Genomic DNA, 19,856 nt, shown 5'->3' with positions numbered 1-19,856 from the left:
CGATGCGGGATATGTACCGAAGTCTGTTAACTGCCCTGGGTGCCATTCTGGCGCTGTGGCTCGTTCTGGGATTCTGGCCACTGTCCACGGGCAGCCGTGTAGCACTCGGTCTTCTGGTTGCTCTGGCGGCCGGAGTTATTTTCTGGTGCCAGCGTCGGGGTTCTCTGGCGAGGGCAACCGCTGTTCGTGAGATCGTGGATGAAAGCCTGCCGCCGGAAGATTTTCAGGGGGCGGTTATCTTTGTCTGTGGTGATAACGCTCCACTCTTTGTGTCCGGAACCCGTCACCGGGAAACCCGGCAGGGCTGGTATCTGTGGGTAAAGGATGCAGAGCAACTACCGCTCTTTGCACAGCACCTGAGTTTGGTGCGCCCGGCTCTGGTGTCGCAAATCTCGGTCATGCTGGCGGTTGTGCCTGAGCAGCACATATCCAGCGATGATTTTACCCAGTCTCTTCGGGGCTGGCAGCGTGCTGTCGTCCAGTGTCGCGCGGCATTCGGCACGCTCCCTCCATTATGGACCGTAACCTGGGTGTCACCACCGGCGGCGTATGCGGAAGCCGATCCTGTCTGGTTTACCACGGTAAGCCAGCGGAGCGGTATTCAGGTCTATCAGCCTGGTCAGGGCAATGTGTCACTGACGGAGTGGGCCCGGGATACTGGGTCAGACGGACGTTTTTCCCGTCTGAGTCAGATCCTGTGGCTGGACAGTCTGCTTGCCTGGCAGAAGAGCGCGGTGAATGACTTGTTGTCGGTACGGCGGGGTGAGTTACCCGTGATGAAGCCCTGTGTGCAGGGCATGTGCATGGTGCGAGTGAACGGTATCGCGGGCAATCTCTGGCAACAGCACATTACCTCTGTGACGGCGCTGCCGCCGGATGCGGCCGTGACCACAGAGCCACTGCCGCTACCTGAACTGCTTCTGCCGGCGTTACCACGCCGACATGGTATTAGCCGTCGGAAGGTATTCTGGGGTTATGCCGGGCTACTCGGGGGCATTTTCCTTGCGTTGGCGATGCTGGCGTCCTGGATGAACAATCAGCGTCTCATCCGTAACGTTGGCGATCATCTTGCACTGTATCACCAACTGAGCGGTAAGCCTGTTGAACCGAAACTGCACGCGCAGCAGCGCCTGCGGGCTGATAGTGCGTTGCTCGACGACTGGCTGCGTCGTGGGGAACCACTACGTTATCGCCTGGGACTATATCAGGGGCTGCGCCTGGTTCCGCTCGTTGAGGCCGCTCTCAGCGACTGGGCACCTCCGCCACCGCCTCCACCAGTCATTAAGAAAATCATCCAGGGACCGAAAACCATTCGCCTCGACAGCATGTCGCTGTTCGATTCCGGCAAGTTCGTGCTGAAAGCGGGTTCCACCAGGATGCTGGTGAATTCACTGGTTGGCATCAAAGCGAAACCGGGCTGGCTGATTGTCGTCTCCGGGCATACCGATAACACGGGCAATCCGCAGCTGAACCAGACGCTGTCTCTGAAACGCGCCGAAGCGGTGCGCAACTGGATGCGTGACACCGGCGACGTGCCCGAAAGCTGTTTTGCGGTGCAGGGCTATGGCGAAAGCCGTCCTGTCGCAACCAACGACACCCTGGAAGGGCGTGCGCTCAACCGCCGTGTCGAAATCAGTCTGGTACCGCAGGCGAACGCCTGTCAGATACCCGGCAAACACCCGGCGCCATCGCAGGATGATGGCGCTTCACTACACAATGGAGAGTAATTCCATGGCAATTCCTGTTTATCTTTGGCTGAAGGACGACGGCGGCGCGGACATCAAAGGGTCTGTTGACGTTCAGGATCGTGAAGGCAGCATCGAAGTGGTTGCACAGGAGCATAACCTGTACATCCCAACCGACAACAACACCGGCAAGCTGACCGGCACCCGTATCCACACGCCGTTCCAGTTCACGAAGGAAATCGATTCCTCCAGCCCGTACCTGTACAAGGCGGTGACCACCGGTCAGACCCTGAAATCCGCTGAATTCAAGTGGTACAAAATCAACGACGCGGGCCAGGAAGTGGAGTACTTCAACACCAAACTGGAAAACGTGAAGGTAGTGAAAGTGAATCCTGAAATGTATGACATCAAGGATTCTTCTAAAGAGAAGCACAACCACCTTGAACGCGTTGAACTGCGTTACGAAAAAATCACCTGGACCTACAAAGACGGCAACATCATTCATTCCGATTCCTGGAACGAACGCGCCACGGCGTAATCCTGATGCGGGCAGGTTTTCCTGTCCGCAGTTTTTTGCTGAGTGCCTGAGATGCGGGCACTCAGCAAAGAAAAAACAATCTGCCTGCCTGACCTTATGCGCTTTGGTGAACAGCGAGGGGCGGTAGCGTGTCCAGGAACCGACAAAGAGAGAATCTCATGGAAAATCCAGCCATCCTGTTACGTCGTCTGAACCCTTACTGTGCCCGAGCGATGGAAGGCGCAGCTTCGCTCTGTCAGACCCGTGCCCATGCCGAAATTCTGCCGGAGCACTGGCTGCTGAAGCTGCTGGAGCAGGGGGAAGGTGACCTGACGGTGTTGGCGCGTCGCTATGAATGGGATATGGATGGCATCTGGCAGGATTTGCTTGGCTGGCTCGACAGACAACCTCGCTCCGTGCGCCATCGGCCCCAGCTCTCTGATGACATCCAGACTCTGATGCAGCAAGCCTGGCTACTGGCCTCGCTCAATGGCGAAGAGCACATTCGCAGCGTCCATCTGCTGATGGCGCTGGTGGAAAAACCAAAACTGGCACGTTGTGACGGCCTTTGGCCGTTGTTAACGCTTGCTCAGAGCCAGCTGGAACGTCTGCGACCTTTGCTGGATGCGCAATCGGATGAGCGTCCGGAAATGCAGCGCGAAGCCGAGCTGGCACAGAATCATGGTGGTGAGGTGGAGTTTGTCGGGCGTCCGGCTGGTGCGGAAATGAAAGAGGGGGAACTGAGTCCTGCGCTGCAGAACGCGCTGGATAAATTCACCCTCGACGTCACCGCCAAAGCGAAGGAAGGGAAGATCGATCCGGTGTTTGGCCGTGACACAGAAATCCGCCAGATGGTGGATATCCTCTCTCGTCGCCGCAAAAACAACCCGATTCTGGTCGGTGAGCCGGGCGTGGGGAAAACCGCACTGGTTGAAGGTCTGGCGTTGCGTATTGCCGAGGGTAATGTGCCTGAATCACTGAAAACGGTCACTCTGCGTACCCTTGACCTGGGCCTGCTGCAGGCCGGTGCAGGCGTGAAAGGCGAGTTCGAACAGCGGCTGAAAAACGTTATCGATGCGGTGCAGCAATCCCCGTCCCCGGTCATGCTATTTATTGATGAAGCGCATACCATCATCGGCGCGGGCAACCAGGCGGGGGGCGCCGATGCAGCGAACCTTCTGAAACCGGCGCTGGCGCGTGGCGAACTGCGTACCATTGCGGCCACTACCTGGAGCGAGTACAAGCAGTACTTCGAACGCGACGCGGCCCTGGAGCGTCGTTTCCAGATGGTAAAAGTCGATGAGCCTGACGACGACACCGCCTGCCTGATGCTCCGTGGTTTGAAATCCCGTTACGCCGAGCACCATCACGTGCACATTACCGACGATGCGGTGCGCGCTGCTGTTACGCTTTCCCGCCGCTATCTGACGGGCCGCCAGTTGCCGGACAAGGCGGTTGATCTGCTCGACACCGCCGCAGCGCGCGTCCGCATGAGCCTCGACACGGTGCCGGAACAGCTGACCTGCATTCGCTCGCAGATTACCTCACTTGAAATAGAGAAGCAGGCGCTGCTGGAAGATATTGCTGTCGGCAATCAGAGCCATGGTGAACGCCTGACCGTCATTGAGCAGGAAGAGAACGCTCTCATCGTTGCTCTCGACGAGCTTGAAACGCAGTACGGGCAGGAATTGAAACTCTCCGAACAACTGCTGGAAAGCCGCCAGGACATCTCCCGTCAAAGCGAGACGCGCGCGCTGCAGCAGGAACTGAACGGCATGCAGCACAGCAACCCGCTGCTCTCTCTGGATGTGGATGTACGCACCGTTGCCAACGTGATTGCTGACTGGACAGGCGTTCCGCTGTCATCGCTGATGAAAGATGACCAGACCGAACTGCTGATCCTGGAAAATGAAATGGGTAAACGTGTCGTCGGGCAGGATGTAGCGCTCGCGGCCATCGCCCGGCGTTTGCGTGCGGCAAAAGCGGGTCTCACCTCCGAGAATGGCCCGCAGGGCGTATTCCTGCTGGTGGGGCCGAGCGGCGTGGGGAAAACTGAAACCGTGCTTGCGCTGGCCGATGTCATGTACGGCGGCGAGAAGTCACTTATTACGATTAACCTCTCTGAATACCAGGAACCACATACGGTTTCCCAGCTAAAGGGCTCGCCGCCGGGCTACGTCGGTTATGGCCAGGGGGGGATCCTGACCGAAGCCGTGCGCAAGCGACCGTACAGTGTGGTTTTGCTCGATGAAGTCGAAAAAGCCCACCGCGACGTGATGAACCTGTTTTACCAGGTCTTTGACCGCGGCTTTATGCGCGACGGTGAAGGGCGTGAAATCGACTTCCGTAACACCGTTATTCTGATGACCTCTAATCTTGGCAGCGACCACCTGATGCAGCTGCTCGACGAACAACCGGAGGCCAGCGAAGGCGATCTTCACGAGCTGCTGCGTCCGATACTGCGCGATCACTTCCAGCCCGCGTTGCTGGCCCGCTTCCAGATCGTCATTTACCGTCCGCTGGCGGAAGCGGCTATGCGTACCATCGTGGAAATGAAGCTGTTACAGGTTAGCAAGCGCCTGCATCGACACTACGGCCTGAGCACGCACATTGATGAAAGTCTTTATGACGCGCTGACCTCAGCCTGCCTGCTGCCGGACACCGGTGCACGCAACGTCGACAGCCTGCTCAATCAGCAAATTCTGCCGGTGCTGAGCCAGCAGCTGCTCACGCACATGGCCGCGAAGCAGAAGCCACACAGCCTGACGCTGGGTTGGGATTACGAAGAAGGGATTGTGCTGGCGTTTGATTAACTGGTTTATCTAAAAGGTAGCAATTATGGACAGCGCAAAAGAGATTGCCAGAGATATGCTTGAGGCCATTCATATCGATGGGGCTGGGTTTATCGGTGCTGTGGCGAAAGGTGTTATTTCCTTACCCGTCAGCCTTGCCTATCTTGGCTATGATTTTATAGATACGGAACACCGCAGAGAGAATCAGGATGATAAATTTCGGTTAGCAGCACTGGTTAAAAAAGTAACTTTTAACGATGAGGTTATTTATAAGGTTATTAAACCATTTATAGATGATTTTGTTTCTCATGTAGACACGCAGAAAATTTCATATTTTTCAAGAAATATATCTGGAAGTGTTATAGGTAAAATGATGTTCTCGCAGTTTACGGGGGTTAACCTCGGAAGGGCGATTATATCTCAAGGAGTTGGTGCCTTTTTTTCTGGTTCTGTTGCTGGTGGTGTATTGGGAGTTGGTGCTGAGGCATCAAGATCTATTTATACATCGCGGTACTTGCGTGAAAGAAACCCCATAATGTATGAGAAATTAAACAGTATGGGTGATTTTGATCTTTTTTATTATCTTGTTGAGGACATTGTTAGGCCTTATGAGACGGCTTGTGAAATTGAAAAGATAAATCCTGAAGAGTTTAATAATGTCTGCGAATACTTCTTTGGAGGTTTATGAATATAAAAGATTTTATACTTATCATTATTTCACGGATCGTAGCCAGTATCGGGATGACGCTAGGAACTATCAGTATGGTTTACTCTTTCTACTGTTTCTTTTTTTCAGCCGATCCTTACCGCTTTATTCTGGGTGGGGCAGGTATAGTAGCCTTTCTCATAGGTTATGGACTTTATAAATTCGCCTTGAAATATATTTATGATGAATGGGAACATTATAGATGATATTTATCATGTTTGTTGAGTTTGGTTCTATTTAATATCATTCTAACCCAGGACAGGAATTATAGAAATGGAAAATACATTTAAAATGACAGAGGGTATCCTTAATCGCTATAAACTGGATATTCCTTCCTGCCCTTATCCATTGGATGTGGAACGTTTTGATGGTTTAGAACAAATGAGTGCTCTCTATCATTACACCATTCGTTTTACCAGTTCACATCCGGATCTTACGGCTGAAATGATGTTAAGTAAAACCGCTACGCTGAGCATGGGGGTGGGGAAACTATTAGATTCTGTTGTCGGTAAAATTGTTCATGGTGTGGTGACAAATTTCCGACGCCTGGCCGGTTCACGCGATCAGGTTACGTATGAAATTATTCTGGAACCTTTTATATCCTTACTAGATAAGCAGTTTCGTACTCACCGTTTCTTCGTCAACAAATCAGTGCCTGAAGTGGTAGAGCAAATTCTTGGTGAGCATGGTTTGAAGGGGTGGGAATATGAATTCAAGCTTAAACAAACCTACCCAAAACGGGAACAGATAAATCAGTACCAGGAAAGTGACCTCGCGTTTATCGAACGTCTGCTGGCTGAGGTGGGGATTTTTTACTTCTTCACCCTTCAACCGGATACCCAGACTGAAGTGGTGCACTTTGCGGATAAGCAGAGCGCCTGGACATTCGATAAAAAACTGCCACTTAACAGCCCTTCGGGCACCAATGACAATGCCGTTGACTCGGTGTGGGATATCCACGTCTGGCACAACGTGGTGGAACGTTCGGTCACCGCCAGCGACTATAACCATCGCGAAGCGCAGAATATTCTGACGTCCGTCCCGGCAGACATGACCCGGGGCGACGGTGACGGTATCACTTATGGTGATGTGTATCACTATCGTCCGCGTCACCTCGAGCGGGGTGACAAAATTACCCCTGCAACCGAAACCGGTAACTTCTGGGCTCGTCTGGAGCATGAACGTTTTTTGTCCGCCCAGACTACAGTGACCGGCAGCAGTACGGACCACACCCTGGGCCCGGCGCAGGTTCTTACCATTACCGAAACCGCTATCTCGCCGACACTACCCCGTGAAACGGAGAATGGTGTTGTTATTATCCGCACTGGCTACTACGGCAGCCGTAAGAATGCCTTGAAAGTGACATGGGTAGCGATGCCGTACTACGAGAACCGATGCTGGCGTCCAGCCGCGAAAAAGCGTCCGGTGGTCAGCGGCACCCTGATGGCGCGTGTGACCAGTGCCAAAGATAACGACATCTACGCCTGGCAGGATGCATCCGGCATGTACCGGGTGAAGTTTGATGCCGACCGTGATGATAAAAAGCAGGGCATGGAAAGCATGCCAGTGCGCTTTGCCAAGCCTTATGGTGGGGACAAATACGGATTCCACTTCCCGTTGATCCAGGGTACTGAAGTCGCCATTGCCTTCCATGAAGGCGATCCGGATCGGCCGTATATTGCCCATGCCATGCACGACTCCCGCCACGTCGACCACGTCACTGAGGCCAACAGCACGCGCAATGTTATCCGCACAGCCGGCCTGAACAAGCTGAGGATGGAGGACAAGCGGGGTGAGGAGCATATCAAGCTCAGCACGGAGTACGGGGGTAAGACGCAGCTTAATTTAGGACACCTGGTTAATGCAGAAAGGGCATTGCGCGGTGAAGGCGCTGAGTTGCGAACGGATGACTGGGTGAGTATCCGGGGTGGAAAAGGAATTTTCATAAGCGCCGATGATCAACCCAAAGCGCAGGGAAAAATGTTGGATATGAATGCAGCTGTTGCACAGTTACAGGACGCGCTACAGCTGGTGACCTCCCTGGCAGAAAGCGCCAAAGCATCCGGAGCAATGGAAGCCGATACGGGGTCTCAACAACAGCTTGGTAAGGTTCTTGCGCAATTAAAAGGGGCTGGACTACTGGCTTCAGCGCCTGCCGGTATTGGTTTTGTGACACCAAAAAATATCCAGATTTCTGCAGGTCATACGCTGACTGCAACTGCAGGTGAGAATGTGGATATGGGCATAATGAAAAAACTCACTGTAGCTGCGGGTGAAGCCATAAGCTTATTTGCCCAAAAGATGGGGATGAAGATATTCGCCGCAAGAGGCAAAGTGGATATTCAGGCGCAAACCGATGCCATGCGACTTCAGTCTGACAAAGCAATGAACCTCAACAGCGTCAGCAGTGAGATTGTGTTGAACGCGGCTCAGGGAATAACCCTGACTAGTAAAGGTGGTGCCTATATAAAAATCAAAGACGGCGCAGTGGAAATCGGAGCTCCCGGTAAAATAGATCTCAAAAGCGGGTCTATCTTATGGGGGGGAAGTGCGTCGCTTGAACAGGCTCTTTCTCCTGTGACGGTGAGTGATCCCGAGTTTCATAATCCTATGAATGGTGGATTCCAAATAAAAGATCAGGCTAATAATCAGCCTAAACCGTACATTCCTTATCGGATCGAGACAGAGGATGGACAGGTTATTCGTGGCGTCACGGATGAGAATGGATATACACAGGCCCATTATGGTGTGGATCCTAAAGCAATCAAATTATTTTTTGAATAATCAGGGGGGGATAGTGAACAAACAAGGAACACCCGTTGCGGAACATTCTTTAAGTAAAGTCGAAAAAAATGTTAAAGTTGTTCTGCACAAGTCATGTCAGTGTTATTTTCGCATAGAGACGCTTGAGTTAATTTTTATTGATGAGGGCGATGCCGCGGAGCTTGAAAAACTGATGAGCAAGCTTAGCGAGGTAATAGATAAACAACATAAGGCCAAGATCAATTATTCTCAGGCAATAGAGGATTATGGTAATAATCTGAAAGATATTGCGAATAAAGATAAATTGCCTGGATATGAGGATAAGATCACTACGGCTGAAGCTGCTCTCGACAAAGCAACGAAAAATCTTCAGGCTGAACTAGGTGAATTTGATGAGAGTACGGGTTATAAACCCGTGATTGAGATGATTCCTGTTCAACCCTTAAATAAAGGAATGTTTGGACGTTGCTACTCTTATATAAAACAGTCTGATTATGACGCGCTTAAAAGCAAATTTACTATTCTTTCGGTTGATACATTCAGCGGTGATGCGATCTTTACTAAGGATGATAAAGGCAATATTACCGGAATCAATATCGGTGCGTTAAAAACTAAGCTAGTTGCTGCACAAAATGCCATCAAGCAGATGATGGATAACACCATGACGGTCAGTGGAGATATTAGCTATGAAGCTACGCTGACTGAATGGGCTAATGCATGGAATAATCAATATAAAGAATATAGTAAAGACGGTAATTATATTGATGTTTCTGCTGGCGCGCAATTCTTGAGGCTTACGGCTAATGCCTCAACGTTGAATACCTGGAACCCGGATACGGGGAATGTACATATTAAAGGCGAGGCGAAAGCGGCTTTGACCGTCTTTTGCGGCAAAGTGAATTCAACTATTTATGTTCCAGATCGGGTCGGCTGGGAACTAAAATTTATGGTAAGTGATACCAAGGAAGCGAAAATTGGGATTTTGAGAGCAAAGATTGAGGGGGAGTTGAGGGGGTATGTAGGCGCCTCGGCGCAGGCGGAAGGCAACCTGCAGTTTGTTACGTTTGGTAATAAGCAGTTGCTGATGGGAAACCGAACGCCTGGTTCGCGTTTCGCTACCCGAAAAAAAGAAGGCGTAACAATTAAAGACAGCAAAGAGAACCCAAAAGGGTTGGAACTTAAAGGGGAAGCCTTTGGTGGCGCAAAAGTCGGTGGTAGCATGGGGGGGGCTTTGCAATGGTTAAAGCCTTTCGATTCGCTGGTTGACGAACTCCCGAATATGTTGCATACCTTTGGGCTGGATTCTCCGGCGCTAAAAGAAATTCTTCCTCCCATTAGTCAGTCAGAGAAGAAAAAAGGAGCGTATCTGGGGGAATTTCAGGATTTCGCTTCGCTAACTCTTGGGGGCGATGCGGAGTTAGGCATAGGTTTGAGTGGTGAATTTAAAGTCCGTTTCGTAAAAGGTAAGTTCAGATTCCATATTAAAGGTAGCCTCTGTCTGGGCGCAGGTGCGAAAGGCGAGGTAGAAGGTGAAATTACGCCTGAACTGTTTCCTGAGTTTGCTATCTGGGTTATTTATCAGTTATATGGCATTGATTATAAGCATTTGACTATAATTACTAAAGAAGCGTTTATGGCGTTATCTTATGTTTTGATTATGGGGGGGCGAGCTATTTATGAGGAATATTATAAGAGTATTTCTGCTGAATTTGAAGATATAAAGTCGGATTTTAATGATTTTATTGATAAAATATCAACGCAGCTAACTGATGCCAAGCGTAGATCAACAGAGCGTAATGATTTTGCGAACGTGATTAATGCTAAGCCTGGCAGTGTGTATCTATTTTCTCCTGAGGCAAAGGGTATTGCTCTATATATCCTTATGGGTGACGGTGCATATGACCGTATAGATATCAATAATCAGGGGGATGGTTTTTTACCTGACCCCAATAAAAATAGAAAGAAAGCTGTATTACATATTTTGTCCAGCATTCAGACGAAGCGGGAATGGAAGAAGGTGTTGACACGCATAACAAAAGATGGAAGCGTCCGCCCTGGCAAGGAAGAGGCAATCGTCAAGCTAGCTCAGGAAGATTTAGCAATATTCTTACAGATAGGATTCAACCGGGATAAAGAACTCGAGGCTATTATTGATAAGTTAAACCTGAGGGATTTTGATGAAGTCATGAGTCGCCTGAAAAATAGCCCTGCCTACGGATATGCATTCTCACCGAACTGTTCGAAACAGTATTTTTTACACTGTGACGAAAACCCGTTTTATTCCTCGTTATGTCATTTTGTGCCTGTAGATACCCAGTATAACCAAAAATGGGAGAGAAATGAATAATGTCAAAAAATCGTCTGGGTAAATATAGTCTCATTTTAATGGTTTTTGTCAGTTGTTGTGATAATTCAGCGAGTGCAATAAAGCATACACCGCAAGAGAAAGCAGAGATTCAGCGCTATCTAAGCCGTGTTAAAGCGGATTTAGTCTATGTCCATGGGGGTACCTTCTGGATGGGCGATTTCTGCAAGAAAATGAGGGATGGTGGTCCCTACTGCTCACCAGAGAAAGACACAAAACCACTTCATGAAGTAGAACTCAGTAGTTATTCGATAGGTAAATTTAAAATCACACATGAAGACTATAATTTTTATCTAAAAATGGCAGGTTTGCCAGAGAAGCGTTTCGAAAAAAAATGGAGGAATGATATATTAGCTGAAATGACGCACTTTAATAATAGTCCTGCTATAGTAACCTGGAATGAAGCAAATAACTACTGTAATTGGTTGAAATATGAAACTGGATTACCCTTTTCCCTCCCCACTGAAGCCCAATGGGAATATGCCGCACGTAGCCGTGGAAGGAATATTTTAGTGGCAACGGATGATGGGGTTTGGCGAGAAAATGAGAAAAATGGAGAAGGAGAAAACTATGCAACTGATGAAGACCGAAATAAAGTTGAAGAACGGTTTGGGGTAAATGGTTTGCTTGTGTTTTTTCCAGTTGATAAGTATCCACCAACTTCATTCGGTTTATATGGCATGGCAGATAATGGTTATGAATGGGTTAAGGATTGGTATGACCCTGAATATTATCAACACTCCCCAAGGAAAGATCCTCTGGGGCCAGAAAAACCTGTTGTTAAAGATGAGGATACCGGGCAGTACTGGAAGGTGCGGCGCGGAGGAGATCATCCGGATCCTACTGGCGATGTTGGTCTGACTTTTTTCCGCGGTTATAATATTCCAGATAGTGATTACCCTGATGGCACAACAGTCCGATGCGTGGTTAATAATGCGGAGCCTGTAAATTGAAAAATATAAAAAAGCAATGGAGTATTTTATTGGTTCTTATTATTTGCGGTTGTGATGATTCAACGAACTCAATAAAACATACCCCGCAAGAACAAGCAGAGATTCAGCGCTATCTAAGCCGTGTTAAAGCGGATTTAGTCTATGTAAAAGGAGGGACTTTCTGGATGGGCGATTTCTGCAAGAAAATGAGGGGAGACGGCCCATACTGCTCTTCAGAAAAAGATACTAAACCACTTCATGAAATTGAATTGAGCAGTTTTTCCATAAGTAAATTTAAAGTTACCCATGAGGACTATAAGTTCTACCTCAAAATTAATAATCTGCCTGCCCAAATATTCGACAAAAAATGGAAGAATGCTACATTGGCAGAAATGAATCATTTCAAAAATAGTCCAGCCATAGTGAATTGGACTGAAGCCAATAATTACTGTGTTTGGTTGGGAAGGGTAACTGGTTTACCCTTTTCACTCCCGACTGAAGCTCAGTGGGAATATTCTGCTCGTAGCCGTGGTCAGTATATTCTTGTAGCAACTGATGATGGTGTGTGGCGAGAAAATAAAAAAAATGGGAAGGGAGTAAATTATGCTACGGATGTGGATCGCCAGGCTGTAGAGGATATGGTCGGGATTAATAGCACATCCGTTCATTTTCCCGTCAATGCATATCCTCCATCGCCTCTTGGACTTTATGGCATGGCCGATAACGGTTATGAGTGGGTGAAGGATTGGTATGATCCTAATTATTATAATGTAGCCGACAAAAAAAATCCGCAAGGGCCTGAGAAACCTGTTATTAAGGATGAGCGAACAGGCCAATACCGAAAAGTATTGCGTGGCGGTAATAACCCAGACCCCACCGGTGATGTAGGATTAACATTTTACCGTGGTTTCAGAATTACAGATAACCCTTATCCTGTTAGCACTACGGTTCGATGTGTAGTTAATACACCTGACCCAATAAAAGAATGACTGACTCACTTTTACTAATGTTCATTTATAAACACTTCAGGTATTTATAACGATAATAACAGGAGGTGATATGAATAGTGATCGAGTTATTCCTCTTTCGGAATTAAAATGTCGACTTATGGAATTGAATCAGGATGGCGGTATTCCGTTTTCTGTAATTGAGCAAGGAGATAAGCTAGTTGCTTCATGGAAGATTGTGGATGCGAAATGGATCGAGTTATTCGGCGTTGATGGCCTGAAGAAGCAATACAAATTGACATTGATTTTTAATGAAGCAAAGAACAGAGTGAGTTACAGAGAAAAATCAACCGATATCGAAACTGAACTAAGCATTGAGGCAGTGGGTTTAAAAAAACAAGTTCAATGGGGTAGTCGCAAAGAATTTAGTTTTGAAAAATCCTGGGGGATAAAAAAGATGGGGCGATTGGAGAACAGTATTCTTATAAATTTAGTTCATCAGATATAAAGAGTCCTGTATTTAGTATTGTCAATGGCTCAGGTTGGGAACTCAAAAAAAGCTTGGTGGATAAATATCGCTCCATATTTCTCTGGCTTATCTTTATCGCGATGGTGTTACTCGGGGCTATGTATTATCTGGTTTAAAGGAATAATTATGCAGGGTGTAATTCGAATTAATGATAAAACGACTCACGGTGGCACTGTAATTGAAGGAAGTTCCGGTGTGAAATTTATGGGGTTAGAGGTTGCTTGTCTGATGGATAAAGTAACCTGCCCTATGCATGGTCAAACGTTTATTGCAGAGGGCGATGAAGGTTCAAAAATTAATGGCAGACCTGTTGCATTACATGGCCATCGCTGCGGCTGTGGTTGTACGCTCATTTCTTCATTACTTGTTGCCGGAAAACGTTAATTATGCCAGTTGATCTTAAACAGATCCCGAAGGCAGAGCCATTACCCGTTCCTCCGAGTAAGTCTCGCTGGGTTCTAGCGATTGTTATTATCCTGATTGCGGGAGCCTTATTGGTGCTTTCTTTTTGGCCAAAAGGGTTGAGTACGCATTCCGCCTGGTTCTGGTTTTGTTCGCTTCTTATTCCTTTCTCGGTGGGAATGGCCGGTTATATTGCCAGATTAAGGCACTATGAGAACGAACGAGATCGCGTGATGTGGTGGAATCATTTACACCAAAAGCAGCATAATGAACAAGTTTTATTGGGGCAGCAAGCCGTTGGAGTGCTTGGGATGAGCTATACCACGCCTGTTGCCAGTAACAAACTTGCTGCAGCACTTTTGCAGGGATCAAATGCACTTCAGACAAACTATTATCCATCTCTTCAGTCCACGCTGACTTCGGCCTCACTCCATACGGCATCGAAAGTACGTAATGAAGCCGAGTATCTGTCCTTCCTGGATGTGGTACTGACCCGCGTTAGCCAGCAGTTACACGGAGAGATAGCAAAATTCACCGGTAACTTCGTTGTTCGCCTTCATCATGATGGCGTGTTGAAAGATGAGCAAATTTTCACTACCTGGCGAAGAGCTTTTCCTGAATTACATGCTGTTAACGACATTACCATCAGTACCGAAAACAATGGATTGATGTGGGTAGATGAGTGGCTCGACAAACAGGATGATACGCTGCTCCTTTCCGTTGAAATCAATTTATTTCTGCTGGCCCGCGATCGACAGGCGGAATCGGTATCCGCTTTATTGCTGGCTTCTCCTTTGTGCATGGAGCGGCTGCATATTAAACCGCAAGCGTGGATACACCGCCCAGTTGTTGTGGGAGATGCCGAAAATAGTGTTGCGGATACTGCAAATTGGGGAAAAGTAACTTCTGGATTACCCTGGTATTTCTGGCGGGCCCAGGTGAAAAACGATGCACTGTCCGTTGTTCTTCAGATGATGGACAAGTGGGGATTTTTAACTGCTAAAAAAGGGGAGCAGGTTCTGGATGATGCCTTTGGCAGGCCAGCTGCTGCAGTGGGCAATATAACGCTGATTTGCGCTTGCGAACATGCTGTTACTTCGGGTTTGCCTCAGTGGTTACTTGTTGGCGCTCGAACTACCCAAATGGCTATTGTCCGCCCTGCATAATGCTACGCAAAGGATAGTGATGTGAAAAAGAAAAAACGCCTCAGTACCTGGCTAGTCGTACTGCTCATTGCGGCTATAGGCGGTGGACTGATATGGACTGAAAATCCCTTTGTTTATCTTCGTTCTCCAGAGAAAAAAATGGCGGCTTCCCTGGCTGTCTCGGGCTTATGTTTGTTCATTTTACTCTGTGATGATTTATTTGTCCGATTGTGGCAATGGTTTATTTCTTTAAGTTTTATGAAACAGCTTCGTGAATTAACCGGGAAAAGTCATCAAACGGAACACATATCGCGTGCGGAGCAAGGAAAATGCAGTGAAACGATTAATATTCTCCACCTTGCTATGCGCAACCTCTATGGCCGTCGCTGGGGACGCAAAACGCGCATCCTCCTGATAACCGGTACGGCGGCTGAAGTTGAGCAACTGAATCCCGGCCTCACCACCCAGCTCTGGCAGGAAGATCGCGGCACGTTGCTGTTGTGGGGCGGTGACCTCAACACCCCAGCCGACAGTGTCTGGCTGACCGCACTGCGTAAGCTGCGCCGCCGTCCGGTGGATGGCATGGTGTGGGTCACCTCAGCATTTGATAGGCTTTTAGCGCCGGGGTTGGAGCAACCGTTACCGGTTCCCTCTGAAAGCATCATGGATTCCCTGTCTCATGCCATCAGTAACCGCATGGATGCGCTTGGCTGGAAACTCCCCCTGTACGTCTGGTCCCTACATCCGCGCGCCGGTAAGCCGGAAGGCCGCATCGTGCAGGCGACAGGTTGTCTGCTGCCCGCCGGATGCAGTCTGGAAGCGCTGGCTGACCAACTCGCGGCACTGACGCCGGCATTGACCTCACAGGGTGTGCAGCAGACCTGTGACAAGGTAAGGCATAACTTCCTGCTGTCCCTTGCCGATCAGCTCATTCGTGAGCCGGAAAGCGTGACCGCACCGCTGTCGGTGATGCTCAATCCGTATCGCCCGCTGCCGCTGGCCGGTGTGGTGTTCAGTCAGCCTTCAGCCGGTGCAGAACGCACTGTGCCGCACCACTGGGGCATGGATAAGCGCTGGAATGTTCTGCCTGAATCAGTCCGGACGCTTCCTGACGGGCTGCGTCCTCGCAAGCCCGGTATTCCATGGCGCAAGGTAATGGCATCTGCTGCTGCGCTCACGATGGTGAGCTGGGTTATGTGGATGGGCATCGCGTATGTCACCAACCGCAGCCAGATTGCAGGTGCGAATGCCCAGACCGCACTTGCCGCCCTACAGAATCAGCCGCTGGAGCAGCGCCTGCACGCGCTGTCTGAACTTCAGAAAACCATGGCCCGTCTGCAGTACCGCTCTGAGCATGGCGTGCCGTGGTATGAAAAGGCCGGGCTGAGCCAGAATAACGCCCTGCTGGCCGCACTCTGGCCACGCTATCAGGACAGCGCGTTGCCGCTGTTGCGGGATGCGGCTGCAGACCATCTGCAGAAGCAGGTCAGTGCCTTTAACGCGCTGCCTCCGGATAGCCCGCTGCGCGAGCAGAGGGCAAAAGCGACCTATGACCAGCTGAAACTTTACCTGATGCTGGCGCGTCCTGAGCATATGGATGGTGCCTGGTTTAGCACGGTGCTGCTTCAGGACTGGCTGAAGCGTGACGGTGTGAAGGACGGTATCTGGCTAGGCGTGGCCCCGTCGCTGCTGTCGTTTTATGGTGCACAACTGGTCACACATGCTGAGTGGAAACTGCGAGCTGATGAAAACATGGTCAGCCAGGCGCGTTCCCTGCTGGTTCGCCTGATGGGGGTGCGTAATAGCGAATCGACTCTGTACCAGAAAATGCTTTCACAGGTGGCACATCTGTATGTGGATATGCGTCTTGAAGATATGACAGGTGATACCGATGCTGCCCGCCTGTTCAGCACCACCGAAATTGTACCTGGCATGTTTACCCGTCAGGCCTGGGAGCAGGCCGTTCAGCCCGCCATCGAGAAGGTGGTGAAGGCGCGCCGGGACGAGCTCGACTGGGTGCTGACTGACAGCAAACGTCCGGTCAATAAGCAGGATGAAATCTCCCCGGAAGCACTTAAAAATCGCCTGACGGAGCGTTATTTTGCCGATTTTGGCGGCGCCTGGCTGGAATTCCTCAACAGCCTGCGCTGGAACCAGGCCACCACGCTGTCGGACTCCATTGACCAGTTGACCCTGATGGCCGACGTGCGTCAGTCGCCTCTGGTGGCGCTGATGAACACTCTGAATGTTCAGGGGCGTACCGGACAGACAGGCGAAGCGATATCAGATTCACTGGTGAAATCAGCCAAAAATCTGCTGGGTGGCGACAACAAAGATGCCATTGACCAAAGTGCCGGTGTTCATGGCCCGCTTGATGCGACCTTTGGCCCGGTCCTGGCACTGATGGATAAAAGCCGCACGGGAGCACAAGAGCAGAGTCTGCAGTCGTATCTGACACGTGTGACGCAGGTGCGTCTGCGTCTGCAGCAGGTGACCAATGCCGCCGACCCGCAGGCGATGACCCAGACCATTGCCCAGACCGTATTTCAGGGTAAAGCTGTGGACCTCACCGAAACCCGCGACTACGGCAGCCTGATTGCCGCCGGTCTGGGGCAGGAGTGGAGCGGCTTTGGCCGAACGGTGTTTGTGAATCCAATGGAGCAGGCCTGGCAGCAGGTGCTGACCCCTGCGGCCAACAGCCTCAATGCCCAGTGGCAGCAGGCGGTAGTGGCTGAGTGGAACAGTGCCTTTGGTAGCCGCTATCCGTTTAACAACTCAAGTAGTGATGTCTCGTTGCCGCTGCTGGCCAAATACCTCAACGCGGATTCCGGGCGTATCGCTCAGTTCCTGCAGACCCGTCTCAAAGGCGTGCTGCACAAAGAAGGAAACCACTGGGTGCCGGACAGCATCAACTCGCAGGGGCTGGCCTTTAACCCAGAGTTCCTCAATGCCATTAACACCCTGAGTCATATCTCCGATGTGGCCTTCACCGAAGGCAATGCAGGGATGAACTTCGAACTACGTCCAGGTACTGCCGATGGCGTGATGCAGACCACCATGATTATCGACAGCCAGAAGCTGATATACGTTAACCAGATGCCAGCCTGGAAGCGCTTCACCTGGCCTGCGGATACTGAGGCTCCTGGTGCGAACCTGAGCTGGATAAGCACCCAGGCAGGCACCCGTCAGTATGCGGATATTCCAGGCGCCTGGGGCTGGATACGACTGCTCGACAAAGCTGCCGTCAGTGCTTATTCGGGCGTGGGTAGCAGCTACAGTCTGAGCTGGACGGCGCAGGACGGTCGAACACTCAATTACACCCTGCGTACCGAAGCGGGAGAGGGTCCTCTGGCGCTGCTGAAACTGCGTAATTTCCGCCTGCCAGAGACCATCTTCAGCACGAAAGGCGTGGCAGCATCAGACCAGGTCGCCAGCGCAAGCAATGATACAGAGGACGTATATTGATGAGCACGCTCAACGCTTTACTCCGCGCCTGCCAGACTGAGCAGGAACCACTCCTTGCGACCACCCGTGAGCGGGTTAGGCTCTGGGATAGCTGGCTGCAGCCGCTGTCCGGTCCATCTCCTCAGGGTGACGACCCGGGTTATGACGATGACTTTCAGCAGATGCGCGAGGAGGTCAACAAACTCTCAGGTGCAGATACCGAACTTATCTGCCAGCTTGCAGAGAAGCTTCTGACCACGACCGCCAAAGATATCCGTGTGGCCACCTACTACTGCTGGGCAAAGCTGCACCGCGAAGGTGAGCAGGGGCTCGCTGAAGGTCTTGAACTGCTGTGCGGCCTGCTGGAGCGCTTTGGTACACAACTGCATCCACAGCGTGAGCGCAGCCGTAAGGCGGCACTGGAATGGCTGGCGGGATCGCGAATGACTGACTCTCTTTCCCTGTACCCCGAAGTGGTCAGGAACGATGCGATACGTACCACCGGGGCACTGCTGTTGATAGAGCAACTGACGGAAAATGAGCCGGATGAAATCCGACCGGAACTCAATACGCTGTATGGTGCTCTTGAAAGCCGCTTGCAGAAAGCGGGTGGTGTGGATGCGGTTGTGCCGCAGAACGCCAGTGCCTGCGAAACCCCTGCGACTGCTAGCCACTACGATGCCCCGGTCATCGGACGTATCACCTCCGGTCAGGATTTGCTGGCACAGGCCCGCACGCTCGCCGAATATCTGCGCGAACAGCCGGACGGGTGGCTGTCCGCACACCATCTGATGAAGAGCCTGCGTCACGATACTCTGCGGGCAATTCCGGCCCCGGATGCGCAGGGCCGTACCCGCATCGAACCGCCAAGAGCAGACCAGCGCGCGTTACTTAAACGTCTCTATCTGCAGCAGAACTGGGTAGAGATGCTTGAAACGGCAGATAGCGCCTTTTCCCGCGGTGCTAATCACCTTTGGCTGGATTTGCAGTGGTACATCCACCAGGCCCTGACGAAATCAGGTCAGGACACTCTGGCTGGCATTATTGCCGCTGACCTGAAAGGGTTGCTCACCCGTCTGTCCGGTCTGGAAACGCTCGCGTTCAGTGACGGAACGCCATTTGCGGATGAAGTAACGCTGAACTGGATCCAGCAAAGCGTGATGGACACAACTGGCGGGTGGGGCAATGACACCCCATCCGCTCAGATGTCTGCCAGCAATGATGACATTCTGGCGCTGGAGCCAGAAGCCGTGGTGCTGGCGGACAGTGAAGGCCCGGATACTGCGCTGGCCTGGCTACAGAAGCGCCCGGGTGTGACCACCGATCGCCAGAAGTGGCTGTTACGTCTGCTGATGGGCCGCATTGCTGAGCAGTACGGTAAAAATGAGCTGGCGATGCATCTGTTTGCTGAACTGGGTGATCGCGCCAGAGACGTGACTCTCAGCAACTGGGAGCCTGAGCTGCTGTTCGAGGTACAGGCCCGTCATCTGAAACTCCTGCGCCTGAAAGCCGGCCGCAGTGAGGCTGATAAGGCACGACTTACACCGTTAATGGACAAGTTACTTGCCGGGCTGATCGCTGTCGATCCAGCACGTGGTGCCGTGCTTTGCGGTTAAATGCACAGGAGCA

General features: G+C 50.8%; 13 protein-coding genes. All 13 read left to right on the top strand.

Going from position 1 to position 19,856, the window contains the following annotated elements; all coding sequences use genetic code 11:
- The first annotated feature begins 2 nt into the window (after nt 1-2).
- The gene (locus GXP72_RS16330; protein WP_157189526.1) at nt 3-1,727 is read left to right on the top strand and encodes an OmpA family protein; all 1,725 of its coding nucleotides are present in this window, start codon (nt 3-5) and stop codon (nt 1,725-1,727) included.
- 4 nt (nt 1,728-1,731) lie between these two features.
- Nucleotides 1,732-2,223 carry an Hcp family type VI secretion system effector gene (locus GXP72_RS16325; RefSeq protein WP_090420027.1) on the top strand — a complete coding sequence of 164 codons (492 nt, stop codon included), beginning with the start codon at nt 1,732-1,734 and terminating at the stop codon, nt 2,221-2,223.
- 158 nt (nt 2,224-2,381) lie between these two features.
- The gene (tssH, locus tag GXP72_RS16320) at nt 2,382-5,015 is read left to right on the top strand and encodes a type VI secretion system ATPase TssH (protein ID WP_208763120.1); all 2,634 of its coding nucleotides are present in this window, start codon (nt 2,382-2,384) and stop codon (nt 5,013-5,015) included.
- 25 nt (nt 5,016-5,040) lie between these two features.
- The gene (locus tag GXP72_RS16315) at nt 5,041-5,682 is read left to right on the top strand and encodes a hypothetical protein (RefSeq protein ID WP_061714694.1); all 642 of its coding nucleotides are present in this window, start codon (nt 5,041-5,043) and stop codon (nt 5,680-5,682) included.
- Between the two features lie 291 nt (nt 5,683-5,973).
- Nucleotides 5,974-8,484 carry a type VI secretion system tip protein VgrG gene (vgrG, locus tag GXP72_RS16310; protein WP_090420018.1) on the top strand — a complete coding sequence of 837 codons (2,511 nt, stop codon included), beginning with the start codon at nt 5,974-5,976 and terminating at the stop codon, nt 8,482-8,484.
- A 13-nt stretch (nt 8,485-8,497) separates the two neighbouring features.
- Nucleotides 8,498-10,810, top strand: a complete 2,313-nt coding sequence (locus GXP72_RS16305; RefSeq protein WP_024907643.1) for a hypothetical protein — start codon at nt 8,498-8,500, stop codon at nt 10,808-10,810.
- Nucleotides 10,810-11,781, top strand: a complete 972-nt coding sequence (locus GXP72_RS16300) for an SUMF1/EgtB/PvdO family nonheme iron enzyme (protein ID WP_208763119.1) — start codon at nt 10,810-10,812, stop codon at nt 11,779-11,781. Before GXP72_RS16305 ends, GXP72_RS16300 begins: the two co-directional genes overlap by 1 nt.
- Entirely contained in the window at nt 11,778-12,749 is a 972-nt protein-coding gene (locus GXP72_RS16295) for an SUMF1/EgtB/PvdO family nonheme iron enzyme (RefSeq protein WP_244319926.1), read from the top strand. Before GXP72_RS16300 ends, GXP72_RS16295 begins: the two co-directional genes overlap by 4 nt.
- 70 nt (nt 12,750-12,819) lie before the next feature.
- A complete protein-coding gene (locus GXP72_RS16290; protein WP_024907646.1) occupies nt 12,820-13,215 on the top strand; it encodes a hypothetical protein in 396 nt (131 codons plus the stop codon).
- 147 nt (nt 13,216-13,362) lie between these two features.
- Complete coding sequence (locus GXP72_RS16285) at nt 13,363-13,620, top strand: PAAR domain-containing protein (protein WP_071994475.1); 258 nt, start codon at nt 13,363-13,365, stop codon at nt 13,618-13,620.
- A 2-nt stretch (nt 13,621-13,622) separates the two neighbouring features.
- A complete protein-coding gene (locus tag GXP72_RS16280) occupies nt 13,623-14,804 on the top strand; it encodes a hypothetical protein (RefSeq protein ID WP_061714699.1) in 1,182 nt (393 codons plus the stop codon).
- A gap of 21 nt (nt 14,805-14,825) precedes the next feature.
- Nucleotides 14,826-18,248, top strand: a complete 3,423-nt coding sequence (locus GXP72_RS16275) for an ImcF-related family protein (protein WP_032645225.1) — start codon at nt 14,826-14,828, stop codon at nt 18,246-18,248.
- Complete coding sequence (gene tssA, locus GXP72_RS16270; RefSeq protein WP_024907649.1) at nt 18,248-19,843, top strand: type VI secretion system protein TssA; 1,596 nt, start codon at nt 18,248-18,250, stop codon at nt 19,841-19,843. The genes GXP72_RS16275 and tssA overlap by 1 nt, the downstream gene beginning before the upstream one ends.
- The last annotated feature ends 13 nt before the right edge of the window (nt 19,844-19,856 follow it).

Origin of the sequence: Enterobacter sp. SES19, from assembly GCF_011765665.1 — a bacterium.
GTDB classification, from domain to species: Bacteria; Pseudomonadota; Gammaproteobacteria; order Enterobacterales; family Enterobacteriaceae; genus Enterobacter; species Enterobacter pseudoroggenkampii.
This window is presented reverse-complemented; position numbering and strand designations above follow the sequence as displayed.